A 23,664-nucleotide genomic window follows, 5' to 3' on the forward strand; every position below is an offset into this window, starting at 1 on the left:
CCGGGGTTCTCGGGGTGCGGGGCGCGGATTCCGCAGCCGAGGGCCCCGGTCGTGACCTGTGATCGGTCACGGCCGGGCTCTGGTCCTGTTGAAGGGGGGCTGGGGGTTGGGGGCGGTTACCCGAGGGCGGTGGTGAGGAAGGAGGTCCACTCGGCGGCGGGGAAGGGCAGGTGCCCGGCGCCCGGGTGTTTGGAGTCCCGCATCGCCGCACCACAGGGCAGCGAGCCCACCTCGACGCAGTCCTGGCCCCGGCCGCTGTAGCTGCTCTTCCGGAAGCTGGTGGGGATCTGAGCGACCTCCACGCAGTCCTGATCCTGTGCACTGTAGGTGCTCTTCCGGAACTCCAGGATCATTCGTTTTCGCTTTCTATCGATGCCTTGACGCTGGCGATGAACCGCACAGATGCAGTCGACGATAGCGCTACGCCCTGTACGTTGCTGAAGGCTACGTTGTACCGCTCGATGTCAGTGGGCTGTTCCAGGTACAGGCCGTCGGCTGCTGTGCTCACATAGACGATCGACGGATCCCTGGGCTCGGGGAAGTCCAAGATAGTGAAGGCGCCCGCCATGCCCAGGTGGGCGCCGCTGGTAAACGGAAGCACCTGGATGTCGATGTTATGGCGCACTGCCAGATGTTCCAGATGCCCAAGCTGCTCCAGCATGATGCTCCGGCTGCCCACGACGCGCCGCAGGACGGCTTCGTCGACTACCGCAGTCATATGAGGAGCTCCAACCCTGGAGAGGATGTTTTGCCGGGTCATGCGAGCTTCGACCTGGCGGAGAATATTCGCATCCTCGGTGGCTCGGCCCCCTTTGAAGACCTCCTCCGCGTAGCGCGGGGTTTGAAAAAGCCCAGGAACAACCTGTGACTGAAATGTCCGTATAGAAGAGGCTTCTCCCTCGAAGTCAGGAAGCGCTTGGTCGCTGAATATGTCCTTGTATCTGGACCACCACCCCTTTTCCTTCGATTCTCGGGATGGGCGATGGAGTGCTTCGCGAGTCTCCTGGTCAATGCCATAGAGGTCAGCCAGGGCGTCCAAGTCTCGTGCGCGCGTGCGGCGGGACTCGGCAGTCTCGATCTTGCCGACTGTGGCTCTTGGGACTCCTGAACCTTTAGCGGCTGCGTCCAAGGTCAGGCCGTGCTCTTCGCGGAGGCGGCGCAACTCGAAGCCCAGTCGTCTGCGTCGGATCGTGGGGCTGTAAGTCCGGTACATAAGGGGCAACCTAGCAAGTCCTTCTCCGATTCTCAGTTATTCGTTGACAACTGGGGCGACAACGCCAACCCGGAGTTCCGCAACGTCTGGTTCTTCCTGGCCAACGACCTCAGCGAGAGCCGCTGGAACACTCTCTGACCTGAGCTCAGGAACGAGAAAAGGGCCCAGAAGACGCGCCAACGTCCTCTGAGCCCCAACACAAACCCTGAAATCCACACTGCGAAATGTAAGAAAGCAGGATCAACGATGAATCCTATCCCCATGCCCCGGTCCTCGCGGGAGAACCGGGTGATCGGTGCGACCTGCCCCACCTGTGAGCACCGCTCCTGCCGGATCTGCCGGGCACAGAGCCTGCCCCGCCTGGGCGGTCACCGGGCGGAGTTCCACGCCGAGCACACCCGAGCCGCGCTGCTCCAGGCTCGGTACCGCCACCTGATCATCTACTTCGGGGAAGCCACCCAGTCCTACTGGGTCGCCTCCCGCGCCGGCCTGTACGAGGCCGGGACCTGGGACGACCTGATCGCCCACCTGTGGGCCCGCGACCAGCTCCGCCGACCGCACCACTAGCGACTCCCCGGGTGACGCCCGCCCGGCCGCCGACAGGTTCCTACCCGGAGGACGCTGTCGGCTGTCCCAGGGCGGGCGATGTCTGCCCGGTGGGTTCGGGCCCCTTTTTTCACGGAGACACCGCCGGGCGGGTGCGCGGCCCGACCACCGTTCGTGCCGGGCCCGTGCACCCGCCCGGGCGGTGCGCCGACGCTACTGGGATTCGTTGAAGCGGATGTCCCACAGGACGTTGTCGCCCTCGACGGAGGTCACCGTGACGGTGATGTGGCGGGTGGCGCCGTTCTCCGAGAACTGGCAGTCCAGCTCGGCCCCCACCTCCGCGACGAGGTGGGTGTCGCTGCAGACGAAGTTCTCGGGCGCGTGGCCCTCCGCCTCCAGCGCGGTGGTCGTCTGGTTGATGACCTCGGTGTTGGTGACCTGGCCGCTGCTCGCGGCGGAGCTGTTGTCGTCGCCGGTCTCCTCGGCGGCCCCGTCCTCGGCCGCGCCCTCGTCCTCGGCGGCGGTTTCCTCGGCCGGAGCATCGTCGACCTTGATGTCCCACTCGGCCCGGTCGCCGTCCACCGAGGTCGTGGTGATGGTCACGCCGCCGGTCTCGCCGCCGTTGGTGAGCTCGCAGCGGATCTCGGCGCCCACCTCCGCGGGCAGGTCCTCGGAGCAGGTGAACTCGTCCGGGGCCTCACCGGTCTGCTCGGCCAGCATCTCGCTGGACTTCTCGGCGACCTCCTCGGCGGAGACGGAGCCGGGGCCGCCGATGCTGAAGTCGAACGAGCAGCCGGTGGACAGGAACAGGGGAAGCGCTCCCAGCGCTGCTCCGGCGATGATTCGGTGACGGGGGACCTGCCGCATCGCGGCCTCCTAGATCTGTGGTGACATGCCACCTGAACGGACGCCGGGTCCGGCGGGAAGGTTCCGAATCCGAGGGTTCCGATACCGGTTCGTGGTCTCGGAGGCCGTTTTGTGAACCGGCTGTCCACGCGGGGAAACCCTGGGTCACGGACGGACGCCCTCCGAAGCCGCCCGGGCGCGCTCCGGCAACGGGGCGCCGGTCCCCGAAGGAGACCCGTGCCGGGCGGCGGAGATCCCCGTCCTCCGCCGCCCGCCTCTGCTCAGACCACCCCGAAGACGAACCCGCCCGGGGAGTCGATGTCGTCCCCGAACAGGTACCGCCGGGCGGACAGCACGAACTCCTCCCGGCTGATGAAGGCGTCCCCGTCCGTGTCCACGTGTGCGAACCTCTTCCGGGCGCTCGGCTCCTCCGCGCCCAGGGCCTTGGCGTAGACCAGGAACTCCTCCTCGCTGATCCGGCCGTCCTCGTCGGCGTCCAACAGGTCGAACACCGCCTCCGCCACGGCCTCGGCGGCGTTGGACCGGTTCCGGTCCTCCGAGGCCGCCTGCATGGCCGCCACGAACGCCTCCCGGTCCAGACGGCCGTCCCCGGCCTCCTCGTGCCCGGCCAGCTTGTGCCACATCACCTCGTACGCCTCCCGGATGGCCAGGGCGCGGGGCGCCTGCGCCTCCAGGCCGTACCCGGACACGTACCGGTCCACCAGCCTCTGGTAGTCGTCCCAGGTCACGGACTTGTCGCCGTCGGTGTCCAGGACATCGAAGAGATCGCTGAACCTGGCTGCGATCCGGGGGTTGGTGCTCAAGTCTTCCTCCTGTCGGTCCGGGACGCCTTCCGTCCCGTCTCCTGTGAGTGATGCGGGCCCCGAACGGTTCCATGCGTTGTGCACCCACCGCCGTTCTCGGGCCGTTCGTCCAGGTCCTAAGGTCGATCCTGACAAGGATGTCTAGGACAAGGACGGCTGATGGACGCACGTGCCTACATCGAGGCGCACCGGGACGAGTTCCTCACCTCGCTCAGGGAGTGGCTGGCGATCCCCTCGATCTCCGCCGACCCCGAGCACCACGAGGACGTGCGCCGCTCGGCCCGCTGGCTGGCCGACCACCTTACCGGGACCGGCTTCCCCACGGTCGAGCTTTGGGAGACCCCCGGGCTGCCCGCCGTGTTCGCCGAATGGCCCGCCGCCGACCCCGACGCGCCCACCGTGCTCGTCTACGGCCACCACGACGTGCAGCCCGTCGACCCCCTCGACGAGTGGGAGACCGAACCCTTCACCCCCACCGAACGCGGCACCTCCCTGTACGCGCGGGGCGCCTCCGACGACAAGGGCCAGGTCCTCTTCCACGCCCTGGGCGTGCGCGCGGCCCTGGCGGCCTCCGGAGCCGAGGCCCCGCCCGTCACGATCAAGCTCCTGGTCGAGGGCGAGGAGGAGTCCGGCTCGGTGCACTTCGCCGAGCTGATGAAGACCAACCGGGAACGCCTGGCCTGCGACGTCGCCGTCATCTCCGACACCACCATGTGGGCGGCCGACACCCCCTCCATGTGCGTGGGCATGCGCGGCGTCACCGACGTCGAGATCAGCCTGTACGGCCCCGAGCGGGACCTGCACAGCGGCTCCTTCGGCGGCGCCGTCCCCAACCCGCTCAAGGTCATGAGCGACCTGCTGTCCGGTCTGCACGACGCCGACGGCCGCGTCGCGGTCCCCGGCTTCTACGACGGCGTCGTCGAGGCCAGCGAGCAGGAGCGCGAACTCATCGCCCGGCTGCCCTTCGACGAGGCGGCGTGGCTGGCCACCGCGGGCTCCACCGCGGCCCGCGGCGAGAAGGGCTACAGCACCCTGGAGCGCGTCTGGCTGCGGCCCACCGCCGAGATCAACGGCATGTGGGGCGGCCACACCGGCGCGGGCGGCAAGACCATCGTCCCCCGCTCCGCGCACGCCAAGGTCAGCTTCCGCCTGGTCCCCGGCCAGGAACCGCTGCACGTCCAGGACCGCGTGCGCGCGTACGTGGAGGCGGGCGTCCCCGACGGTGTCCGCGCCGAACTGGAGTTCGGCGGCCCGGGCGTGCGCGCCTGCGCCTCCGACCTGTCCTCCACCGCGCTGAAGGCCGCCCGCTCCGCGATGGGGCGCGCCTTCGGCAAGGAGGTCCTGTTCACCCGCGAGGGCGGCAGCGGCCCCGAGGCCGACATCGCCGACATCCTCCGAACCCCGCTGGTCTTCCTGGCCGTGGGCCTCAACGAGGACCGTATCCACGCCCCCAACGAGAAGGTCGAGACACCCCTCCTGCTCAAGGGTGCCGAGAGCGCCGCCTACCTGTGGGAGGAGCTGGGCGCCGCCGAGGAGGCCTGAGTCCGCCCGGGGCGCGCCCCGGGGCGCCCCCCGCCCTGCCGCCGGTTCGCCGGGCGGGGGTGCGCACGGGGCCCGGAGGCGTTAAACCTTGAGGAGAACCACGAACCCGGAAGGCCGCATGGAATCCGAAGCCGCACCCCTGCTCGCCCGTTCCACCGTCGACCCCGTCGGACACCGGCGCGGTGACGACGACTGGCTGGCCGCCGCCTGGGCGGACCCGGCCACCAGGGTCCTGGTCCTGGAGGGCGGTGAGCCCGGCAGCTACGGCTGGAAGGCGCTCATGGCCAAACAGTCCCGTGCCCTGGTCACCACCGGCCGCACCCGGGAGCTCGTCCTCACCGACCCGCAGCACGCCCCCGAGGGCGAGCGCTACCTGCTGGGCAGCGACGGGGAGCGCGCCTACTTCGCGGTCCGCTCCACCGCGGAGCTGGCCGCCAACCCGGTGGCCGAACCGGCGTCCCTGCGCGAGGTCGGGGCGGTCCTCAACGACCACGACACCGGCCTGTTCACCCGGGCGATCGCCCTCGCCAACTGGAACGCCAGTCACGGCTTCTGTCCGCGCTGCGGCGCCGGGACCCGGATCGAGAAGGCGGGCCACGTGCGCGTCTGCGAGCAGGAGGGCACCGAACAGTTCCCCCGGATGGACCCGGCGGTGATCATGCTGGTGCACCGCGAGCGCGACGGCCGCGAGGAGGCGCTGCTGGGCAACAACCCGAACTGGGACGCGCACCGCTTCTCCGTGCTGGCCGGGTTCGTCGACGCGGGGGAGTCCCTCGAACAGGCCGTGGTCCGCGAGGTCGCGGAGGAGGCGGGCGTGGTCGTCGACCAGCCCCGCTACGTGGCCTCGCAGCCCTGGCCGTTCCCGCGCAGCCTGATGGTGGGCTACACCGCCCGCGCGGTGGGCCAGACCGAGCGCACCGACGACGAGATCGCCGAGACCCGCTGGTTCACCCGCCCCGAGCTGGCCGAGGCCGTGCACAGCGAGGAGGTCGTCCTTCCGGGGCGGGTCTCCATCGCACGCACCCTCATCGAGCACTGGTACGGCTCGGAGCTCCCCGGCGGCTGGTGATCCCGCGGCCCCGGGCACGTCCCGGCGGCAGCGCACGCCGACTGTGGCGGTGCGCGCACCGGCGGCGGGACGTCCGTCCCCCCGGAAGCGGACGCCCCGTGTCCGTGCCGGCTCCGGTCAACCGGTCCCGGCCGGCCGGTTCAGGTGGAGAGCTCCTCCGGCAGGACGGTCAGCGGGCTGGTGCTGCTCTCCACCACGTCCCGGGCCAGTTCCGCGACCTTGCGGCCACGGGAACGGGCCGAGGAGCGCAGCTTCTCGAACGCCTCGCGCGGCGGCATCGTGTGCCGTTCGGCGAGGACCCCGATCGCCTGCTCCACCACGACACGGGAGTGCAGCGCGTGCTCCAGCTGCGTGATCGTGTGCCGCAGGCGCTCCACCTCCGAAGCCCCCTCGGGGGCCCGGCCGGGCGCCTGCGTCCGAGGACGGTCGGCACCCGCCTCGGAGGTGAGCAGGTCCGCCAGGACCATCGCGCTGACCAGGTCCGGCGTCTCGTGCCCGCTCTGGCCGGTGCCCACACGCCACCCGTGCGGGGTGCGGTGCACCACCTCGACGTCCACCGTGTCGGTGCCCGCTATGTCATGAGGCCTCACATCGTCCCCCAACTCAACACTCCCCGTCATCATGGTCCGAGCTACGGTCTCGGCCGAGCCGTCCCTCGGAACGGGGGTGTCCGCCCCTGGGGGAGGGGTCCCGCCGCGCGGGCCGCGTCCTGCGGCCCGCGCCGTCCGTCCTCAGGACAGTTCGGCCAGCTTCTTCTTCACCTGAGCGAGCGACGGGTTGGTCATCGCGGTCTCGTCCTCGAAGACCACGGTGGGGACCGTCTGGTTCCCGCCGTTCACCTTCATCACGAACTCCGCGGCCTCCGGATTCTCCTCGATGTTCACCTCGCGCAGGGCGATCCCCTCGCGGGACAGCTGGCTCTTGAGCCGCTTGCAGTACCCGCACCAGGGGGTGCTGTACATCGTGAATCGTTCGGTGCCCGTACTCGTCATCTCACTCACGTCTTCTCCGGTCGAAGGTCATGTTCGGGGATCGGTCCCCCCATCCCAACACCAGGGGGCTCCCACCGCTTCCCATGACCGCACGACACAACGTGGGACGCCTCACAGGCCCGACTGGTTCTGGAATGTGTCGATCGGCTCGTTCACCGACCCCGCCGCCGGCACAGGCGGATCCGCTCCCGACGACAGCCGATACTTGAGAGACTGTGCGCCCACGGTAGGACAACCGCCCCAACCAGATGCAGGAGCACCATGGACCCCGACCGCGTCCTGGAGGGACTGGACCCGGAACAGACCGAGGCGGCGCGCGCCCTGCGCGGCCCCGTGTGCATTCTGGCCGGTGCCGGAACGGGGAAGACCAGGGCTATCACCCACCGGATCGCGCACGCCGTGGCCAGCGGGATCGTCTCCGAACAGCAGATCCTCGCGGTCACCTTCACCGCCCGGGCCGCGGGGGAGATGCGCGGACGCCTGCGCTCCCTCGGCGCCCCCAGGGTCCAGGCCCGGACCTTCCACGCGGCCGCCCTGCGCCAGCTCGGATTCTTCTGGCCACAAGTGGTCGGCGGCGAGAAGCCCACCCTGATCGACAGCAAGATCCAGGCGGTGGCGCGGGCCGCCCGCTCGGTCGGCCTGCAACCGGACCGGACCGGGCTGCGCGACCTCGCCAGCGAGATCGAGTGGGCCAAGGTCACCCAGGTGCGGCCCAGCGACTACGACAAGGCCGTGGCCAAGGCCGGGCGCGAGGCGCCCATGTCCACCGGCGAGGTCGCCCGCGTCTTCGAGGCATACGAGGACCTGCGCCGCGAGCACAACCTCCTCGACTTCGAGTCGATGCTCGAACTCACCGCGGGGATGATCACCGAGTACCCCGCGGTCGCCCAGCGGGTGCGCGACCAGTACCGGTACTTCGTCGTGGACGAGTTCCAGGACGTCAACCCGCTCCAGAAACTCCTCCTGGACGCCTGGCTCGGCGACCGCGACGACCTGTGCGTGGTCGGCGACCCCAGCCAGACCATCTACTCCTTCGCCGGGGCCAGCCCGGAGTACCTGACCGGGTTCGCCAACCGCTACCCGCACGCCACCGTCGTCCGGCTGGTCCGCGACTACCGCTCCACCCCCCAGGTGGTGCGGGTGGCCAACCACGTCATCGCGCAGGCCAGGGGCGCGACCTCCGCGAACCACCTCACCCTCCGGGCGCAGCGCCCCGACGGGCCCGACCCGCTCTACCAGGAGTACGACGACGAGCCCGCCGAGGCCACCGGCGTCGCGCGCAAGATCAGCGTCCTGCTGTCCGACGGGGTCCCCGCGAGCGAGATCGCGGTGCTGCTGCGCACCAACTCCCAGTCGGCCGCCTACGAGCAGGCCCTGGCCGACGAGGGCGTCCCCTTCACCGTGCGCGGCACCGCACGCTTCTTCGAGCGCCCCGAGATCAAACAGGCCGTGCACACCCTGCGCGGCGCCCGGCACGGCGCGGCGGGCGAGGAGGCCGAACCCCTCGTCCCGACCGTGCGCCAACTGCTCTCCCAGATGGGGCTGGCGGAGACCGCCCCCGAGGGGCGCCAGGCCAGGGAGCGCTGGGAGTCGCTCTCGGCGCTGGTCCAGCTCGCCGAGGACATGGCCGCCAGGCCCGGACCCGACGGCCGCCCCGTCACCATGGCGGGCTTCGTGGACGAGCTCGAAACGCGGATGGCCACCGAGCACGCGCCCGGGTTCGAGGGGGTGACCATTGCCTCACTGCACTCCGCCAAGGGGCTGGAGTGGGACGCGGTGTTCCTGGTCGGCCTGACCGAGGGCATGGTGCCGATCATCTACGCCGAGACCGACGAGCAGGTGGAGGAGGAGCGCCGGCTCTTCTACGTGGGGGTCACCCGGGCCCGCTCCAGCCTCGCGATGTCCTGGTCGCTGGCGCGCTCGCCCGGCGGCAGGAGGACCCGCAAACCCTCCCGTTTCCTCGACGGCCTGCGCCCCGCCTCGCCCTCCACCGCCAACCGCCGGGACCGGCGCAAGGGCGGGGTCGTGCGCTGCCGGGTGTGCGGGGGCCCGCTGTCCGACTCCACCGAGCGCAAACTCGGCCGCTGCCTGGACTGCCCGTCCACCTACGACGAGGCCCTGCTGGAACGCCTGCGCGAGTGGCGCAGGCAGAGCGCGCAGGAGCAGAAGGTGCCCGCCTACGTGATCTTCACCGACGCCACCCTCCAGGCCATCGCCGAACAGGAGCCCTCCAGCGTCTCCCAGTTGACGGCCGTGTCCGGTGTGGGCCCGACAAAACTGGACCGTTACGGTGAAGCGGTACTCGCGCTGGTCGCGGGGAGGGAACCGGCGGATGCGGACGCCGGTGACGAGGAGGAAGAACCGGATGAGTGAACAAGGTGCGGGGCACACCCGGCAGTCCCTGGCCGATCTGCTGAGGGTCCTGGACCTGGAGCAGATCGAGGTCAACATCTTCCGCGGGATCAGCCCGGACGAGGGGCCCCAGCGGGTCTTCGGCGGACTGGTCGCCGGGCAGGCGCTGGTCGCGGCGGGCCGGACCGTGCCCGCAGGACGGTACGTGCACTCCCTGCACGCCTACTTCATAAGACCGGGCGATCCGGCGGTGCCGATCGTCTACGAGGTCGACCGGGTCCGCGACGGGCGTTCGTTCACCACCCGCCGGGTCGTGGCGATCCAGCACGGCAAGGCGATCTTCACCCTGTCGGCCTCCTTCCACAAGGAGGAGCCGGGGCTGGACCACCAGATCCCGATGCCGGACGTGCCGCCGCCCGAGGACCTGCTCAGTACCCGCGAGCGGCTGCGCGAGGCGTTCGGGAAGGTGCCGAACTTCGTGCAGTGGCACCCGATCGAGACGCGTCCGGTGGGCGCCATGTCGTTCGAGGCCGAACGCGACCCGCAGCTGCGCACCGCCACCAACCCGGTGTGGTTCAAGGTCGACGGCGAACTCCCCGACGACCGCCTCACCCAGGTGTGCCTGATGACCTACGCCTCGGACATGACCCTGCTGGACACGGTGCTGCTCCGGCACGGCCGGTCCTTCGCCGGCATCGCGATGGCCAGCCTCGACCACGCCATGTGGTTCCACCGCCCGTTCCGCGCCGACGAGTGGCTGCTCTACGCGCAGGAGACCCCGACCGCGCAGGGCGCGCGGGGACTGGCCCGCGGCCTCGTCTACACCCGGGACGGACAGCTCGTCTGCTCCGTGGTGCAGGAGGGGATGATCCGCGTGGTCGACGCGGAGGGCTGGGGCTGAGGACCCCCGTCGGCGGGGCGTGTCCGCCCCGTCCCCGCCACCCCGTACGGCCCCTGCCCTGCCGGAGGGGTGCGGCCCGGGCCCGGAGTGCGGTGGTCAACGCTCCCAGGCCCTCTCCCATTCCCGTGAAGTTCTGGCCGGATGCGGACGTTTTCGCAGGTCAAAAATAGGTTGCCTTGTTTGCTGGGCTGACCGTAGTGTGTACACCGTCGCAATGACCGCTCTCGGCGCAGGTGCAAGACCCTGCGCCCGACTCTGAAGGAGGTGCCCGATCTCATGACCACGAAGAACACGATGAACCCCGGTTTCGCTGCTGCTTGGCAGCTGTTCTCGTCGCGCGTCGCCTCGGGCGCCAGCCTGGGCGGTAGCACCACCATGGTCGCCACCATGGGCAGCCGTACGAACACCGAAAGTGGCACCGCCGCCATCGGCATGGCCCAGCTCCTCGGAGCCGGTCTCGTGTCCGAGCGGACCGGTGTGCCCGCTGGCGGTGCCGTCGGCGGCCTGCGCCACGAGTCCGAGCTCGCCCTTGATCGAGGCGAGTTCACCGGCGGCTTCGAAGACGCATCGCACGAAACCCCGCGCCTGTACGGCGCATCGGGGGAGTGTCCACGGAAGATTCCGGCCTAGAGCAACACGGGCCGAGAGTTTCGACCGTGGCCGCGGACCCCGATACAGGGGCCGCGGCTTTCTTTGTATCTCCGTAGGTTTCCCGTCCCCCAGGGACGAGGGAGAAGACGGCGGCATCGCAAGTCCAGGTCCCGCACCGGACCTGTTCCGGTGACTGAACACCGACCGCGTTGTACGAACGATCAAAGATCTTGGAGGGCACCGATGCTTGCGTCGGTCCTGGAAACGCCCGCGCTGGGCGAGGTCGACATCCCCTGCCGCAACGAGCCGGACCTGTTCTTCGCGGAGTCCCCCGCCGAGGTCGAGCAGGCCAAGGCGATCTGCGGAGCCTGCCCGATCAGGGAGCAGTGCCTGGCGGACGCCCTCGAACGGCGTGAACCCTGGGGTGTCTGGGGCGGGCAGCTGCTCGTCTCCGGCCAGGTCGTGGCGCGCAAGCGCCCGCGCGGCCGCCCCCGGAAGAACCCCGCGCCGGTCGCCGCCTGACCGCTCGGGTGATCCCGGCCTCCCCGAAAGACCACTGACAACCGAAGGACTTGACGATGATGCAGGAACTCATGCAGATGGTGGAGCGTTCCGACGAGGAGCCGCGCGAGCACCAGATCAGAAGGCTCGGTGCCCGACAACTGCGCGCCCGCCAGCGCGAGGAGCGCCGTGCGGAGCAGACGATCATGGAAATCGCGTGGTCACGGCTATGTTGACCGGGGCCCGCTGAGCGGTGCCGAAGGCCCTGGTGGACCGGGGCCGGGGCGGCGCCGCTCAGCGCTCGGCGCGGTCATCCGTGCGGGACCGGAGGACGACGGGGCCGGACGGTCGCACCCTCGGCGGGGGTGCGCCGTTCGGTCTCGTTTGTATAACCAAAAGTGCCGGAAGGCGCCGAATCGGGCCCCGATATGGTCTCCGTCACCGGCCAAAAATCGCCCTGGTCAGAGCGGAACCCGGTACCCGGGGCCGTTTTTCGGTACGGAGCCGGTGGACGGGCGTGGACGGACATCGTGTCAGACAAATGACATTTCGGTACAAGGCACACCTGTTCGGGAGCGCTTCGCTGGGCTACCGTAAACTTCGTGCCCTCGAACACCAAAATCGAGGTACGACGCAGTCCTCGTCGCCGGCGCACAGTGTCGGCCTACCGGGACGGGGACACCACTGTCGTCCTCGTGCCCGCGACGTTCTCCCGCGCAGAGGAAAAGCGCTGGGTGGACCAGATGCTGCAGAAGCTCGACGCACGCGAGGGCCGCAGGCGCCCCGGGGACCGAGAGCTCCACGCCCGCGCGGTCGAACTCGCCGAACGCTACCTGGGCGGAACCAGGCTGCCCGACAGCGTCCGCTGGGTCGACAACCAGAACTCCCGCTGGGGCTCGTGCACCCCCGACACCGGTACGATCCGCATCTCCCGCCGCGTCGCCGGGATGCCCGCCTGGGTGGTGGACTACGTCCTCGTCCACGAACTCGCGCACCTGCACATCCCGCACCACGGCCGGGACTTCTGGGACCTGGTGCGCCGCTACCCCAAGGCCGACCGGGCCCGCGGATACCTGGAGGGGTTCAGTGCGGGCAGCCGATCCGAGGGCTGCGCCCACGCCGAGGAGGACGAGGACCTCGAAGCCGACGAGGTCGCCTTCGAGGAGTGAGTCGGAGCGCGTCCTACTTGCCGTAGTGGTAAAGGCAGGCCACGATGCGGATCTCGTCCTCGTGGATTCGGTAGACCAAGCGGTGCTCGTCGGTGATCCGGCGCGACCAGTAGCCATGGAAGCCGTGGCGCAGCGGTTCGGGCTTGCCCATGCCGTCGTTGCCGTGCCGATCGATGTCCTTGATCAGGGTGTTGACGCGCTTCAGGACCTTGAGGTCCTGTCCCTGCCACCAGACGTAGTCCCCCCAGGCGTTCTCCGCCCAGACCAGCTTCATTCGGCCAGGCCCCGCTCTATCCCGTGTCCGGACTCCAGCTGCTCGATAGCGTCGACCAGGCGCCGGGCGTTCGCCGGGCTGCGGAGAAGGTAGGCGGTCTCTCTGAGGGATTCGTACTCGGACAGAGCCATCATCACCACGGGCTCGTGTCCCGCTCTGGTGATGATGACCTCCTCACGGTCGTTCACGACCGCGTCCATGGTGGCCGCGTAGTTGGCGCGGGACTCGGAGTAGGTGATCGTCTTGGTCACTGTTCCTCCTGGGTTGCCAGCGCGATGTGCACCAGGAGCCATTGTACAGAAAGTTGTACACCCGGGCGCGGTCAGTCGCCGAACCCGGTGACCGGCGGCGGCTGGGGTAGGAACGGGTTGCCGGGGTCGTCCGGGCCGACCGTCTGCCAGCCGTACTCCGGCTCCGGGCCCTGGCCGACCCGGCTCGGGGCACCGGTCACCACGTACAGCAGCGCCATGAAGGCGGCGGCGACGAGGGCCAGGACGGCAACGGTGCGGGCAGGACCCATGGGGGTGTGTCCTTCCTCGGATCCGGGCCGGTCAGCGGCCCCGGGGGCGGTCCGGATCGCCCAGCCCGGCACGGGCCCCGGCGAGATCGGCGGCGACCCGGCGCAGAGCCAGCGCGCTCACCACCAGCAGGATCCCGAACACGGCCGCGTAGTAGGCGGTCATCCCGCCCCACTCACCGGACACGCCCGCGCGCCCCAGCACCGCGACCAGCAGCACGGCCAGGAACGCGCAGATGACCTGGCCCAGGCGCAGGGAACGCTCCTTCTGCCGCACGCGGGCCAGGGCCACCTCGCGGGGGGACGCCAGACCCGCGCGCTCGTCGGCGAGCAGCCTGTCGAGGGCCTTCCTGCCACGACGGGCGGCCAGCACGATGAACAGTCCGCCGAACATGCCGGCGACGGTGATCAGGGACACTGCGCCGCCCCCCGGGGAAGCCGGGACCGGACCGCCGCGGCGGCCGCCCCGACCAGGTCCCGCACCGAGTCGTCAGTGGGCTCGGGCAGCTCCCCGACGGGGAACCAGCCCAGGCCCTCGGACTCGTCGGGGTCCCGGACCAGGACCGCCTCGGCGGGGGCCAGGGCCGCGTACTGCACGTCCAGGTGGAAACTGCCGCCGCCGCACGGCACCGAGTGGCGGTCCAGCCGCACCGGCCGTGGCAGCAGGGTCAGGCCCGTGATCCCGGACTCCTCGACGGCCTCGCGCAACGCGGCGCCGCCCAGGGTCCGGTCCCCGGCCTCGCAGTGGCCGCCGGTCTGCAACCACATCCGGTGGATGCGGTGCAGCACCAGGGCCACCCTGGAACCGTCCGAGGAGATGATCGCCGCCGACGCGGTCAGGTGCCCGGGCAGGCAGGTGCGCCACATACCGTCCGGGTGGGCGTCCAGGTGCTCCACGTAGGAGCGGCGAAGCTCCTCCTGCCCGTCGTCGGGCGCGTCCCAGCCGCCCAGCACCGATCGGGCGTCCGCGTGCAGTGTCACCTACTCGCCGTCCCTGTCGTCCTCGTCCCCGCCGGACCCCTCGCCGGGCTTGGGCTTCTCCGAGCCGTCGGGTTCGGTCAGCGACGAGATGTCGAAGTCCGGACCCTCGAACTCGCTCCGCCCGTGCACGAAGGCGTCCGGGTCGGTCAGGTCGTCGCCGGTGGGCATCAGGTCCGGGTGCTGCCAGACGGCGTCGCGGCCCTCCACGCCCCGGGCCTCCTCCAGCGCGGTCCACAGGGCTCCGGCCTCGCGCAGACGGCGCGGGCGCAGCTCCAGACCGACCAGGGCGGCGAAGGTGTGTTCGGCGGGGCCGCCGGTGGCACGGCGCCGACGGGTCGTCTCGGCCAGGGCCCCGGACTGCGGGAGCCGGTCGGCGACGGCCGAGGACACCACGGTCGCCACCCAGCCCTCGATCAGGGCGAGGGTGGTCTCCAGCCGCGTCAGCGCGGCCTTCTGCTGCGGGGTGTCCTCCGGCTGGAGCAGGCCCTCGGGGCCCATGCCGCCGGACATCGCCTCCTGCAGCGCCTCGGGGTTGGTGAGGTCGATCTCGCCGAGTTTGTCCTCAAGGCCGCTGACGTCGAACGACATTCCGGCCGCGTACTCCTCGACCAGACGGGACACGTGCGAACGCAGCCACGGAACGTGCGAGTAGAGGCGGTGCACGGCCGCCTCCCGGGCGGCCAGGTACAGGCGGACCTCGTCCTCGGGGATCTCCAGGCCCTCACCGAAGCGGGCCACCCCCGAGGGCAGCAGGGCGGCGTTGCCCTCACCCGCGAGCGGCAGGCCGATGTCGGTGGTGCCGATCACTTCCTGGGCGAGCTCGCCGATGGCCTGACCGGCCTGCTGGCCGACCATCATGCCGCCCATCTGCTGGATCATGCCCAGCAGCGGACCGGCGACGGAGGCCATCTCCTCGGGCAGGTTCTGCCCCATGGCCTGTACGGTCTTTGCGGTCAGCGGGTCGCACAGCTGCGCCCACGAGTTCATCGTCTTCTCGATCCACTCCGACCGGCTCCACGCCTGGGCCGTCTGGAGCCCCGACGGCAGGTCGGTAGCCTGGTCGAGCCACAGGTCGGCGAGGCGCAGCGCCTCCTCCACCCGTGCGTAGTCGGCGGGCGGCACACTCGGGTCCCCTTGCTGGGACACCGCGTGCCGCGCGATGTTCTTGGCCATGTCCCAGTTGATGCCGGACGTCGAGGACGTCTTCTCCGCCTCGGGCGCGCCGGGGGTGGGCTGGGACGACATCATGTCCGCGAACTGGCGGAGCATGTTGGCCATCTGTTGCGGATCGCCGAACGGGAAACCGTCCGGCATTCCGGAGTCCCCCCCGCCCGGGCGGCCGCTGCCGGCACCCGAGCCGGAGTCGCCAGAACGGCGTCCGGACTCGTCATCGGGATCGTTCGGCATGCTGAAACCGAAAGGCAGGTCGCTCACAATCAGACCTCAGGCAGGATTAGGTTTGGTCTCCACTGTCACGTTAGCTGGGAGTCGCCCGGAGTGAATACCGAAAGCAACCAGGTTCGCCCAGAGCACAGCCCTCCGGACCCGGCGGGCATGGTCGTGGCGGTCACCGGTGCCGCCTCCGGAGTGGGCCGACTCCTCGTGCAACGCCTGGCCGCGCCAGAAGGTTCCATCGCCGCACGCGAGGTCGTCGCGATCGACGAGGAATTCGCTGACCTGCGCGGAGTCACCTGGCGGATCGCCGACGTCCGGGACCCCGGCCTCGTCTCGCGGCTGGGCGGCATCGACGTACTCGTGCACACCGCCGTCGACCGCTCCCTGGACACCAAGCCCTCGCTGCGCCGGGCGGACAACATCCGGGCGGCCCAGACGGTCCTGACCGCCGCGGCGGCCTCCGGGGTCCCCCGGGTCATCCTCGTCACCAGCACCATGGTCTACGGCGCGGCCCCCGACAACCCGGTCCCGCTGGACGAGAACGCCGCCCGCGTCTCCGACAACAGCGAGGGCCTCATGGGCGACTTCGCCGAGATCGAGGAGTTGGCCGAACGCGCCCGCCGGGCCCACCCCGGCCTGACCGTCACCGTGGTGCGGCCCGCACCGCTCGTGGGGCCGGAACTGGACACCCTGCTGAGCCGGCACTTCTCCGCGCCCCGGCTGCTCACCGTCAAGGGCCACGAACAGCACTGGCAGTTCTGCCACGAGGACGACCTCGCCTCGGCCCTGGCCCACTGTGCCCTGCACGGGGTGACCGGTGAGGCCGGTGTGGTGGCCGTGGCCTGCGAGGGCTCCCTGACCCAGGGTGAGGTTGAGGCGATCGCGGGCATGAAGCACTTCGAGGTCCCCGCCAACCTGGCCTTCGGCGCGGTCCGCCGCCTGCACCAGGTCCGCATCACCCCGGCCGCCGCGGGTGAGATCAAGTTCCTGGTCTACCCGTGTGTGGTGGACTGCTCGGCCCTGCGCGAGGCGGGCTGGAGGCCCGGCCACGACAACGAGTCGGCGCTGGAGGCGCTCCTGGACGCCAAGAGCGGCAAGCACGCGATCGCCGGACGCAGCCTCGGCCGCAAGGAGGTCACCATCACCGCGGCCGGCGCCGCGGGCGCGGCGGCCGCCGCCATCGGAACCGCCGCCGCCATCCGCCACATGCGCAAGCGCGGAAAGGCCTGACCTGCGGGGGAAACCCGGAGCACGGGAAGCCGCACGTGCGGAGGGCACGTGCGCGAGCGTCGTTCGCCGGGCGTCTTGATACGGTTTCCACGTGGAACAGATCACTCTCGCGGCCGTACGCGACACGCCCCTGTCCGTCGACGAGGTCCTGGCGGCGGTGGCCGACCCCAGAGCCGGCGGCACCGCGGTCTTCATCGGTACCGTCCGCGACCACGACCACGGTCGGGACGTGTCCGCCCTGGCCTACTCGGCCCACCCGAGCGTCGAGGCGCAGCTGCGCGTCGTCATGGAGAAGGTGCTGAGCGACACCTCCGTCCCCGGGCGCCCCCTCGTGCGGATGGCCGCCACCCACCGGGTCGGCGACCTGAGGATCGGCGACACCGCCGTGGTCGTCGCCGTCTCGGCCGAACACCGCGAGGAGGCCTTCGCGGCCTGCCGCAGGCTCATCGACGACCTCAAGGCCCAGGTGCCCATCTGGAAGAACCAGGCCTTCGAGGACGGCGGGGCCGAGTGGGTCGGCTCCCCCTGACCGGGCGGCCCCCGACCCTTCGCTGAGCTCCGACAGGCGCCCCCGCGACCGGTGACGGCCACCGGGGACGCCTGAGCACCGGAGGGTCCCCGGGGGCTCTAAGGTGTCAGCATGGTTCGTCGTGTCATGACCCTTGTCGCCGCACTCGTCCTGCTTGCCGGGCTCGGATACGGCAGTCTCCTGCTGCCCATGCCCTACCTGGTGGCCGCACCCGGTGTCACCCTGGACACCATCGGGGAGCAGGAGGACGGCCAGCCCATCATCGGCATCGAGGGGGCCGAGGACTACGAGCACGACGGGTCGCTCTCCATGGTGACCGTCCAGTACGCGGGCGGCCCCCAGCACCGACTCAACCTCTTCACCCTGGTGACGGCCTGGATCTCCCCGAGCCAGGCGGTCCTGCCGGAGGAGCTCCTCTTCCCGGCCGGGCGCTCCCAGCAGGAGGTCAGCGAGCGGCAGACCGTCCAGATGAACGACTCGCAGACCAAGGCCACCGCCGCGGCCCTCGACCAGCTCGACATCGACTACGAGGCTGTCCCCCGGGTCGCCGAAACCGTCGAGGGCATGCCGGCCGAGGGAATCGTCGAACCGGACGACGTCATCGTCGCCGTCGACGGTGACCCCGTGCCCACCAGCACCGACGGCGCGTCCCCCGAAGAGCCCCTGGGCAGCGCCTACGTCGTGGACCGGGTCAGCGCGCGCGAGGCCGGGGAACCGGTCGCCCTCACCCTGGAGCGCGACGGCGAGGAGGTCGAGGTCGAGGTCGAGACGGTCAGCAGCGACGACGGTTCCGCCGCGGTCGGTGTGCTCATCACCGACGACATGGACTTCCCCGTGGACATCGACATCACCGTCGGTGAGATCGGCGGCCCCAGCGCGGGCATGATGTTCGCCCTCGGGATCATCGACCGGCTCAGCGAGGAGGGCATCACCGGCGGGGCCAGCGTCGCCGGTTCCGGAACCATCTCCACCGACGGCCGGGTCGGCGGGATCAGCGGTGTCCCGCAGAAGATGGTCAGCGCCCAGCGCGACGGCGCGGAGTACTTCCTCGTGGCCGCCGACAGCTGCTCCCAGGTCGCCCAGTCGGCCGCCTACGGCGAACTCGAGGTGGTGCGCGTCGAGACGCTCACCGACGCCGTGGACGCGCTGGAGACCATCCGTGAGGGCGGCGACGACCTGCCCCGCTGCGAGTAAGAGGGACATACGACGAAGGGACCCCCGGGCCGTGCGGCCCGGGGGTCCCTTCGTCTCGGCCATGCCCGCTCAGCTCAGCCGCGGGAGGAGCATCCTTCCGCCCGCATCAGCCCCTGAGGAGTAGATCCGGTTAGCCTGCCTTCGCCCCAGGGGATGTGCCCGCTCTTCCGCCTCAGCCACAGGGGGAGTGCCTCCCACACACCTCAGCCGCAGGGGGTGCCCCTGCCTGCTCACCTTCGCCCCAGGGGGTACCCCTGCGTGCTCACGGTCACCCCAGGGGGTGTTCTTTCGTTCGAGCGCCGGGGAGGGTTCTGCAGGAGGAGTCAAGCCGCCAGCAGGGACGGGTACCGCGCCGTAGGCGTCCGTTGAGGGTGGTGGCGGGCGACGGGTGGGCGAGCAAGGCGTGGACGAGGATGAAGAACGCTCCCCTGAGGCGCCCGAACACGGGCCGAAGCGAAGCGGAGGACCAAAGCAAACACAACGGAGGACCAAAGCAAACTCAGCCCTCCTCCAGGTCCAGGGTGAGGGCCAGGGCCGAGGTCAGGGCGGGGATTAGGTCCGGGCCGTTGAGCACCTCGGTCTCGCTGTCGTGGCTGCGCATCCGCATAGCGCAGTGCCGCGAACCGTCGCGCAGCACGCCGGCGACCATACGGATCTCCTCGGTCTCCTTGTCCGAGCCGGCGGGGTCCTCGCCCGCGGCCAGGGTCTCGTCCGAGCCCTTCACCACCAGGCGTTCCATGACCAGCGCGCAGCCGGCCACCCCCTCGGGCCACAGGATGCGGCCCAGGGCCTCCTCCAACGGGACGTCTCCGGGCAGCGCCTCCTGCTCGACGGGGGTCAGCTCGTCGGGGCTCACGGGGGATTCGATCCCCAGCATCCCGGCGAGGGCGGGTTCCGCGGCCAACAGCTCCGAGGTGGGGACCAGGGCGTACAGCCCCAGCGGGCGGTCCCACCCCTGTTCGGCGGCGTGGCGTTCCAGGTCCATGACGGCTTCGCGAATGTTCGACACGTTTCCATGGTGGCCGATGTGGGAGCCTCGCCGAGCCCGTTCGGCGGCAGTAGGGTCGCAAAGGTGCCGTGCGGTTGCGACTCCGATACCCCAACGATGCAGCCTTGTCACCCGCTGATGGGTGATTTCGGGAACCCGACGGCCACCGATTAAGTTTTTAGTAATAAGGCGCCACACGCGCACCGAACGCACCTACCAAGTCAGAACGAGGGGGAGGCGTGAGCTTTCGATCGCCCGGCGCACCACCTGCGCGTATGCCTCGCCGATCAAGGTTGCTCGCGCCAGTCGCGGCGACCGTGGTCGTCATCATCGCGGCGTTGATGATCGCCGCGAACTTCTGGACCGACTACAAGTGGTTCAGTTCCGTCGGCTACACCTCGGTCTTCCTGACCGAGCTGTGGACCCGAGTCCTGCTGTTCGCGGTGGCGGGGCTCGTGATGGCGGTCATCGTCGGCGCGAGCATCTTCTTCGCCTACCGGGCCAGGCCCGGCGTCCGGCCGATGAGCCTGGAACAGCAGGGCCTGGACCGCTACCGGCAGTCCATCGACCCCCACCGCAAGCTCTTCTTCTGGATCGCGGTGGGTGCCCTGGCCCTGTTGGCCGGTGCGGCCGCCAGCGGTGACTGGCGCTCCTACCTGCAGTTCATGAACGGTGTCGAATTCGGGGTGAACGACCCCGAGTTCGGTATGGACATCTCGTTCTTCGCCTTCACCTACCCGTTCATCCGGGTGCTGCTCGGCTACCTGTACGCGGCCGTCATCCTGGCGTTCATCGCCGCGGTGGTCGTGCACTACCTGTACGGCGGCGTCCGTCTGCAGAACGACTCCGGCCAGCGCGCGACCCCAGCCGCCCGCGTGCACCTGTCGGTCCTGCTGGGCCTCTTCGTGCTGCTGCGCGCCGGGTCCTACTGGTTGGACCGCTACGGGCTGGTGTTCTCGGACCGCGGTTACACCTTCGGTGCCTCGTACACGGACGTGAACGCGGTCAAGACCGCACTCACCATCCTCACCGTCATCTCGGTGATCTGCGCGGTCCTCTTCTTCGCCAACATCGTCTTCAAGAACACGCTGATCCCGGTGGCCTCCCTCGGCCTGCTGGTGCTGTCCGGCGTGGTCGTCGGTGTGGCCTACCCCGAGATCGTGCAGCGTTTCCAGGTCGACCCGAACGAGCAGCGCCTGGAGAGCCCCTACATCGAGCGCAACATCGAGAGCACCCGTGAGGCGTACGGCATCGCGGACGCGGAGGTCGAGACCTACGACGCCACCACGGAGCTCACTCCGCAGGAGCTGGCGGCCGAGGCCGACACCATCCCCAGCGTCCGTCTGGCCGACCCGGCGGTGGTCTCGCAGACCTTCCAGCAGATGCAGCAGGTCCGCGGGTTCTACCAGTTCCCGGACGTGCTGGAGGTCGACCGCTACCCGGACTCCGAGGGCAACCTGATCGACACGATCGTCGCCGTCCGAGAGCTCGACGGCCCGCCCGCCGACCAGGACAACTGGTTGAACCGGCACCTGATCTACACCCACGGCTTCGGCATGGTCGCGGCCGCGGGCAACCTGATCGACGACGAGGGCCGCCCGGTCTTCACCGAGTACAACATCCCGCCGCGCGGTGAGCTGAGCGACGTCACGGGCGAGTACGAGCCCCGGATCTACTACGGCCGCGAGGGCGCCGACTACGTCATCGTCCAGGCCGAGCAGGAGTACGACTACCCGCTCGACTCGCAGGAGAGCGAGGGGGACGTCCCGACCCTGGAGGACGCGGCGGAGCCCAGCCCCAGCCCCGAGGCCGACGAGGCCCGCGTCCCCGCCGACTCCGCCGAGGAGGACGCGGCCGCGGACGAGGAGCCGGCTGCCGAGGAGGAGCCGGCCACCGAGGAGGGCGCCGACGAGGGCGGTGCCGACGGCGAGGGGTCCCAGCAGTACAACAGGTACGAGGGCGACGGCGGCGTCGAGCTCAACAGCTTCTTCGACCGCATCCTGTACGCGATCAAGTACCAGGAAACGAGCATCCTGCTCAACAGCGCGATCACCGGTGACTCGCGGATCATCTATGAGCGGGACCCGCTGGACCGGGTCGAGAAGGTCGCACCGTTCCTGACCGTGGACAGCCGCCCCTACCCGGCGGTGGTCGAGGGCAGGATCGTGTGGATCGTCGACGGGTACACCACCTCCGACGGCTACCCGTACGCCAACCGGATCGACTTCACCCAGGCGGTGACCGACACCTTCACCGACGGTTCGGCGCAGCAGGTCGGCGCGCTGCCTGGCAACGAGGTCAACTACATCCGGAACTCGGTGAAGGCCACCGTCGACGCCTACGACGGCAGCGTCACCCTCTACGGCTGGGACGAGGAGGACCCCGTCCTCCAGACCTGGAAGGGCGCCTTCCCGGGTGCGGTGGTCGGCAAGGACGACATGAGCGAGGAGCTCGTCCAGCACCTGCGCTACCCGGACGACCTGTTCAAGGTGCAGCGCGAGATCATGCGCGAGTACCACGTGACCGACGCCGCCTCCTACTACGGCGGTCAGGACTTCTGGTCGGTGCCCAACGACCCGACCACCGAGGGGGACCTGCCCGAGCCGCCCTACCGCCAGACCATCAACTACCCCGGCACCGAGGGGGCCAGCTTCTCGCTGACCAGCACCTTCGTGCCGCGGGGTCGTGAGAACCTGGCCGCGTTCATGGCAGTGGACAGTGATCCCCAGTCCGAGGACTACGGGCAGTTGAAGCTGCTGCAGCTGCCTCGGAGCACGGTGATCTTCGGTCCCGGGCAGGTGCAGAACGCGTTCGACGCGGACGCGGACGTGCGTGAGGTGCTGCTCCCGCTGGAGCAGTCCAACGCCGAGGTGACCCGGGGCAACCTGCTGACCCTGCCGTTCGCGGGCGGTCTGCTCTACGTGGAGCCCCTCTACGTGCAGGCCGGTGGCGGCGGAGCCGCGTCCTTCCCGCTGCTCCAGCAGGTCATGGTCGGCTTCGGTGAGGAGGTCGCCATCGGCAGCAACCTCCAGGAGGCCCTGAACAACCTGTTCGAGGGCGGAGAGGGCCCGCTGCCCGAGGAGGGCGCGGACGCCGAGGAGGGCACCGAGGACGAGGAGTCGTCCGAGGCCGGATCCGGTGACGAGGGCGCCGACACCGACCTGACCGAGGCCCTCAACGAGGCCGTCGAGGCCTGGGAGGAGGCACAGGAGTCGAGCGAGGAGGCCGACGAGCGCCTGCGCGAGGCCCTGGAGGCTTTGGAGGAGGCCGCGGAGAACTAGGTCCGCACCGCCCCCCGCGGTGACTGCGGCAGCGGGGGTGCCGGACGCTCCTGAGAGCGCTTCGCAGGACGGGGCGGGATCCTTCCGGGGTCCCGCCCCGTTCGGCTTCCCCCGGCCCGTACGCCTTCGTGCAGGCCCCGCACGAAGGCGTACGGGAGGCTCCCCGGGGTGTTCGGCGGCGGCCCGGGGACAGGGTGCGCCACGTCTCCGTCGCCTGATTTGGCTTTCCAGGCGGGGCGCGCTAATCTGAGAACACAACGACGCGGGGTGGAGCAGTTCGGTAGCTCGCTGGGCTCATAACCCAGAGGTCGCAGGTTCAAATCCTGTCCCCGCTACCAAGATCGGACCCGGGAGAAATCCCGGGTCCGGTGCTTTTCCCGGTTTTTCCGCCTCGGCGGGGAATCGGGAGCGTGTATCGGCGACGGTGCGCGTGCGCGGCGAAAATGCCGGTGCTGACCACGAGGAAAGCCTGGTAGAGTAGCCAAAGGCCAGGTCGGCCAGCCGACCAGGACAAACAGGTGGATCTCCGATCGGTTTAAAGCAAAACAAGCCGATTTGCCACCCAGGGTCAAAGGCCCTAAAGTAGAGATCACAACGACGCGGGGTGGAGCAGTTCGGTAGCTCGCTGGGCTCATAACCCAGAGGTCGCAGGTTCAAATCCTGTCCCCGCTACCAAGAAAGCGCCGGGTGGAGAAATCCACCCGGCGCTTTTTCGTGTGCGCGGACCCC

The 23,664-nt window shown here is 70.0% G+C and carries 27 protein-coding genes and 2 tRNA genes; 16 read left to right on the forward strand and 13 right to left on the reverse strand.

Annotation, left to right across the window (positions count from 1 at the left end):
• Positions 1–116: 116 nt before the first annotated feature.
• The gene (locus AC0VYD_RS04645; RefSeq protein WP_475478748.1) at positions 117–353 is read right to left on the reverse strand and encodes a DUF397 domain-containing protein; all 237 of its coding nucleotides are present in this window, start codon (positions 351–353) and stop codon (positions 117–119) included.
• On the reverse strand, positions 350–1,213 hold the full coding sequence (locus AC0VYD_RS04650) for a helix-turn-helix domain-containing protein (RefSeq protein ID WP_475480182.1): 864 nt from the start codon (positions 1,211–1,213) through the stop codon (positions 350–352). The genes AC0VYD_RS04645 and AC0VYD_RS04650 overlap by 4 nt, the downstream gene beginning before the upstream one ends.
• On the opposite strand from AC0VYD_RS04650, the gene AC0VYD_RS04655 reads away from it, so the two are divergent.
• Both AC0VYD_RS04655 and AC0VYD_RS04660 read left to right on the forward strand, forming a co-directional pair.
• Complete coding sequence (locus tag AC0VYD_RS04655) at positions 1,139–1,351, forward strand: hypothetical protein (RefSeq protein WP_475480388.1); 213 nt, start codon at positions 1,139–1,141, stop codon at positions 1,349–1,351. The genes AC0VYD_RS04650 and AC0VYD_RS04655 overlap by 75 nt on opposite strands.
• Positions 1,352–1,459: 108 nt before the next feature.
• Entirely contained in the window at positions 1,460–1,780 is a 321-nt protein-coding gene (locus AC0VYD_RS04660; protein WP_475478749.1) for a hypothetical protein, read from the forward strand.
• Between the two features lie 192 nt (positions 1,781–1,972).
• Here AC0VYD_RS04660 and AC0VYD_RS04665 read toward each other — a convergent pair whose 3' ends face one another.
• Both AC0VYD_RS04665 and AC0VYD_RS04670 read right to left on the reverse strand, forming a co-directional pair.
• Complete coding sequence (locus AC0VYD_RS04665; protein ID WP_475478750.1) at positions 1,973–2,626, reverse strand: DUF4333 domain-containing protein; 654 nt, start codon at positions 2,624–2,626, stop codon at positions 1,973–1,975.
• A gap of 260 nt (positions 2,627–2,886) precedes the next feature.
• On the reverse strand, positions 2,887–3,429 hold the full coding sequence (locus AC0VYD_RS04670; RefSeq protein WP_475478751.1) for an EF-hand domain-containing protein: 543 nt from the start codon (positions 3,427–3,429) through the stop codon (positions 2,887–2,889).
• Between the two features lie 159 nt (positions 3,430–3,588).
• On the opposite strand from AC0VYD_RS04670, the gene AC0VYD_RS04675 reads away from it, so the two are divergent.
• Positions 3,589–4,971 carry a dipeptidase gene (locus AC0VYD_RS04675; protein WP_475478752.1) on the forward strand — a complete coding sequence of 461 codons (1,383 nt, stop codon included), beginning with the start codon at positions 3,589–3,591 and terminating at the stop codon, positions 4,969–4,971.
• Positions 4,972–5,089: 118 nt separating this feature from the next.
• Positions 5,090–6,040, forward strand: coding sequence for an NAD(+) diphosphatase (gene nudC / locus AC0VYD_RS04680; protein WP_475478753.1), 951 nt, complete (start codon positions 5,090–5,092; stop codon positions 6,038–6,040).
• A 140-nt stretch (positions 6,041–6,180) separates the two neighbouring features.
• Here the strand turns inward: nudC and AC0VYD_RS04685 are convergent, their stop codons facing one another.
• Positions 6,181–6,663 (reverse strand): ANTAR domain-containing protein, encoded by a 483-nt coding sequence (locus AC0VYD_RS04685; protein ID WP_473036508.1) that lies wholly within the window; start codon positions 6,661–6,663, stop codon positions 6,181–6,183.
• A gap of 108 nt (positions 6,664–6,771) precedes the next feature.
• A complete protein-coding gene (locus AC0VYD_RS04690; protein ID WP_452546525.1) occupies positions 6,772–7,032 on the reverse strand; it encodes a mycoredoxin in 261 nt (86 codons plus the stop codon).
• 261 nt (positions 7,033–7,293) lie between these two features.
• On the opposite strand from AC0VYD_RS04690, the gene AC0VYD_RS04695 reads away from it, so the two are divergent.
• From AC0VYD_RS04695 to AC0VYD_RS04720, 6 genes are all read left to right on the forward strand, one after another.
• Positions 7,294–9,405 (forward strand): ATP-dependent DNA helicase UvrD2, encoded by a 2,112-nt coding sequence (locus AC0VYD_RS04695; protein ID WP_475478754.1) that lies wholly within the window; start codon positions 7,294–7,296, stop codon positions 9,403–9,405.
• Positions 9,398–10,285: an acyl-CoA thioesterase II gene (gene tesB / locus AC0VYD_RS04700; protein ID WP_191268412.1), complete on the forward strand. Its 888-nt coding sequence runs from the start codon at positions 9,398–9,400 to the stop codon at positions 10,283–10,285. Before AC0VYD_RS04695 ends, tesB begins: the two co-directional genes overlap by 8 nt.
• 276 nt (positions 10,286–10,561) lie before the next feature.
• Positions 10,562–10,915, forward strand: a complete 354-nt coding sequence (locus tag AC0VYD_RS04705; RefSeq protein ID WP_475478755.1) for a hypothetical protein — start codon at positions 10,562–10,564, stop codon at positions 10,913–10,915.
• 204 nt (positions 10,916–11,119) lie between these two features.
• A complete protein-coding gene (locus tag AC0VYD_RS04710; protein WP_191268410.1) occupies positions 11,120–11,398 on the forward strand; it encodes a WhiB family transcriptional regulator in 279 nt (92 codons plus the stop codon).
• A gap of 56 nt (positions 11,399–11,454) precedes the next feature.
• The gene (locus AC0VYD_RS04715) at positions 11,455–11,613 is read left to right on the forward strand and encodes a hypothetical protein (protein ID WP_473036505.1); all 159 of its coding nucleotides are present in this window, start codon (positions 11,455–11,457) and stop codon (positions 11,611–11,613) included.
• 366 nt (positions 11,614–11,979) lie between these two features.
• Positions 11,980–12,546, forward strand: a complete 567-nt coding sequence (locus AC0VYD_RS04720; RefSeq protein WP_191268408.1) for a M48 metallopeptidase family protein — start codon at positions 11,980–11,982, stop codon at positions 12,544–12,546.
• A gap of 13 nt (positions 12,547–12,559) precedes the next feature.
• Here AC0VYD_RS04720 and AC0VYD_RS04725 read toward each other — a convergent pair whose 3' ends face one another.
• The 6 genes from AC0VYD_RS04725 to AC0VYD_RS04750 all read right to left on the reverse strand — a co-directional run bounded on the left by AC0VYD_RS04725 (position 12,560) and on the right by AC0VYD_RS04750 (position 15,752).
• The gene (locus AC0VYD_RS04725; RefSeq protein WP_475478756.1) at positions 12,560–12,820 is read right to left on the reverse strand and encodes a Txe/YoeB family addiction module toxin; all 261 of its coding nucleotides are present in this window, start codon (positions 12,818–12,820) and stop codon (positions 12,560–12,562) included.
• Positions 12,817–13,071 carry a type II toxin-antitoxin system prevent-host-death family antitoxin gene (locus tag AC0VYD_RS04730; protein WP_475478757.1) on the reverse strand — a complete coding sequence of 85 codons (255 nt, stop codon included), beginning with the start codon at positions 13,069–13,071 and terminating at the stop codon, positions 12,817–12,819. The genes AC0VYD_RS04725 and AC0VYD_RS04730 overlap by 4 nt, the downstream gene beginning before the upstream one ends.
• A gap of 71 nt (positions 13,072–13,142) precedes the next feature.
• Positions 13,143–13,340 carry a hypothetical protein gene (locus AC0VYD_RS04735; protein WP_475478758.1) on the reverse strand — a complete coding sequence of 66 codons (198 nt, stop codon included), beginning with the start codon at positions 13,338–13,340 and terminating at the stop codon, positions 13,143–13,145.
• 31 nt (positions 13,341–13,371) lie between these two features.
• Complete coding sequence (locus AC0VYD_RS04740) at positions 13,372–13,755, reverse strand: hypothetical protein (protein ID WP_475478759.1); 384 nt, start codon at positions 13,753–13,755, stop codon at positions 13,372–13,374.
• Positions 13,746–14,318 carry an NUDIX hydrolase gene (locus AC0VYD_RS04745; RefSeq protein WP_475478760.1) on the reverse strand — a complete coding sequence of 191 codons (573 nt, stop codon included), beginning with the start codon at positions 14,316–14,318 and terminating at the stop codon, positions 13,746–13,748. The genes AC0VYD_RS04740 and AC0VYD_RS04745 overlap by 10 nt, the downstream gene beginning before the upstream one ends.
• Complete coding sequence (locus AC0VYD_RS04750; RefSeq protein WP_475478761.1) at positions 14,319–15,752, reverse strand: zinc-dependent metalloprotease; 1,434 nt, start codon at positions 15,750–15,752, stop codon at positions 14,319–14,321.
• A 120-nt stretch (positions 15,753–15,872) separates the two neighbouring features.
• On the opposite strand from AC0VYD_RS04750, the gene AC0VYD_RS04755 reads away from it, so the two are divergent.
• The 3 genes from AC0VYD_RS04755 (at position 15,873) to AC0VYD_RS04765 (ending at position 18,666) form a co-directional block, all read left to right on the forward strand.
• Positions 15,873–16,943 carry an NAD-dependent epimerase/dehydratase family protein gene (locus AC0VYD_RS04755; RefSeq protein ID WP_475480183.1) on the forward strand — a complete coding sequence of 357 codons (1,071 nt, stop codon included), beginning with the start codon at positions 15,873–15,875 and terminating at the stop codon, positions 16,941–16,943.
• A gap of 91 nt (positions 16,944–17,034) precedes the next feature.
• Positions 17,035–17,472, forward strand: a complete 438-nt coding sequence (locus AC0VYD_RS04760) for a molybdenum cofactor biosynthesis protein MoaE (RefSeq protein WP_473036497.1) — start codon at positions 17,035–17,037, stop codon at positions 17,470–17,472.
• A 126-nt stretch (positions 17,473–17,598) separates the two neighbouring features.
• Positions 17,599–18,666 carry a YlbL family protein gene (locus tag AC0VYD_RS04765; RefSeq protein WP_475480184.1) on the forward strand — a complete coding sequence of 356 codons (1,068 nt, stop codon included), beginning with the start codon at positions 17,599–17,601 and terminating at the stop codon, positions 18,664–18,666.
• Positions 18,667–19,165: 499 nt separating this feature from the next.
• Here the strand turns inward: AC0VYD_RS04765 and AC0VYD_RS04770 are convergent, their stop codons facing one another.
• A complete protein-coding gene (locus tag AC0VYD_RS04770; protein ID WP_475478762.1) occupies positions 19,166–19,675 on the reverse strand; it encodes a PPA1309 family protein in 510 nt (169 codons plus the stop codon).
• A 296-nt stretch (positions 19,676–19,971) separates the two neighbouring features.
• Here AC0VYD_RS04770 and AC0VYD_RS04775 point away from each other — a divergent pair, with 296 nt between their 5' ends.
• The 3 genes from AC0VYD_RS04775 to AC0VYD_RS04785 all read left to right on the forward strand — a co-directional run bounded on the left by AC0VYD_RS04775 (position 19,972) and on the right by AC0VYD_RS04785 (position 23,610).
• The gene (locus tag AC0VYD_RS04775; protein WP_475480185.1) at positions 19,972–22,935 is read left to right on the forward strand and encodes a UPF0182 family membrane protein; all 2,964 of its coding nucleotides are present in this window, start codon (positions 19,972–19,974) and stop codon (positions 22,933–22,935) included.
• A gap of 261 nt (positions 22,936–23,196) precedes the next feature.
• Positions 23,197–23,273, forward strand: a tRNA-Met gene (locus tag AC0VYD_RS04780).
• A gap of 260 nt (positions 23,274–23,533) precedes the next feature.
• Positions 23,534–23,610 (forward strand) — tRNA-Met (locus AC0VYD_RS04785).
• Positions 23,611–23,664: the final 54 nt, after the last annotated feature.

The organism is Nocardiopsis sp. iso_40, assembly GCF_056173285.1.

Bases quoted from the DNA above. Each gene is read 5' to 3' on its own strand.
- AC0VYD_RS04645 (WP_475478748.1), bottom strand. From the start codon at position 353: ATGATCCTGGAGTTCCGGAAGAGCACCTACAGTGCACAGGATCAGGAC.
- AC0VYD_RS04650 (WP_475480182.1), bottom strand. From the start codon at position 1,213: ATGTACCGGACTTACAGCCCCACGATCCGACGCAGACGACTGGGCTTC.
- AC0VYD_RS04660 (WP_475478749.1), top strand. From the start codon at position 1,460: ATGAATCCTATCCCCATGCCCCGGTCCTCGCGGGAGAACCGGGTGATC.
- AC0VYD_RS04665 (WP_475478750.1), bottom strand. From the start codon at position 2,626: ATGCGGCAGGTCCCCCGTCACCGAATCATCGCCGGAGCAGCGCTGGGA.
- AC0VYD_RS04675 (WP_475478752.1), top strand. From the start codon at position 3,589: ATGGACGCACGTGCCTACATCGAGGCGCACCGGGACGAGTTCCTCACC.
- nudC (WP_475478753.1), top strand. From the start codon at position 5,090: ATGGAATCCGAAGCCGCACCCCTGCTCGCCCGTTCCACCGTCGACCCC.
- AC0VYD_RS04685 (WP_473036508.1), bottom strand. From the start codon at position 6,663: ATGATGACGGGGAGTGTTGAGTTGGGGGACGATGTGAGGCCTCATGAC.
- AC0VYD_RS04690 (WP_452546525.1), bottom strand. From the start codon at position 7,032: ATGACGAGTACGGGCACCGAACGATTCACGATGTACAGCACCCCCTGG.
- AC0VYD_RS04695 (WP_475478754.1), top strand. From the start codon at position 7,294: ATGGACCCCGACCGCGTCCTGGAGGGACTGGACCCGGAACAGACCGAG.
- tesB (WP_191268412.1), top strand. From the start codon at position 9,398: ATGAGTGAACAAGGTGCGGGGCACACCCGGCAGTCCCTGGCCGATCTG.
- AC0VYD_RS04705 (WP_475478755.1), top strand. From the start codon at position 10,562: ATGACCACGAAGAACACGATGAACCCCGGTTTCGCTGCTGCTTGGCAG.
- AC0VYD_RS04710 (WP_191268410.1), top strand. From the start codon at position 11,120: ATGCTTGCGTCGGTCCTGGAAACGCCCGCGCTGGGCGAGGTCGACATC.
- AC0VYD_RS04715 (WP_473036505.1), top strand. From the start codon at position 11,455: ATGATGCAGGAACTCATGCAGATGGTGGAGCGTTCCGACGAGGAGCCG.
- AC0VYD_RS04725 (WP_475478756.1), bottom strand. From the start codon at position 12,820: ATGAAGCTGGTCTGGGCGGAGAACGCCTGGGGGGACTACGTCTGGTGG.
- AC0VYD_RS04735 (WP_475478758.1), bottom strand. From the start codon at position 13,340: ATGGGTCCTGCCCGCACCGTTGCCGTCCTGGCCCTCGTCGCCGCCGCC.
- AC0VYD_RS04755 (WP_475480183.1), top strand. From the start codon at position 15,873: ATGGTCGTGGCGGTCACCGGTGCCGCCTCCGGAGTGGGCCGACTCCTC.
- AC0VYD_RS04765 (WP_475480184.1), top strand. From the start codon at position 17,599: ATGACCCTTGTCGCCGCACTCGTCCTGCTTGCCGGGCTCGGATACGGC.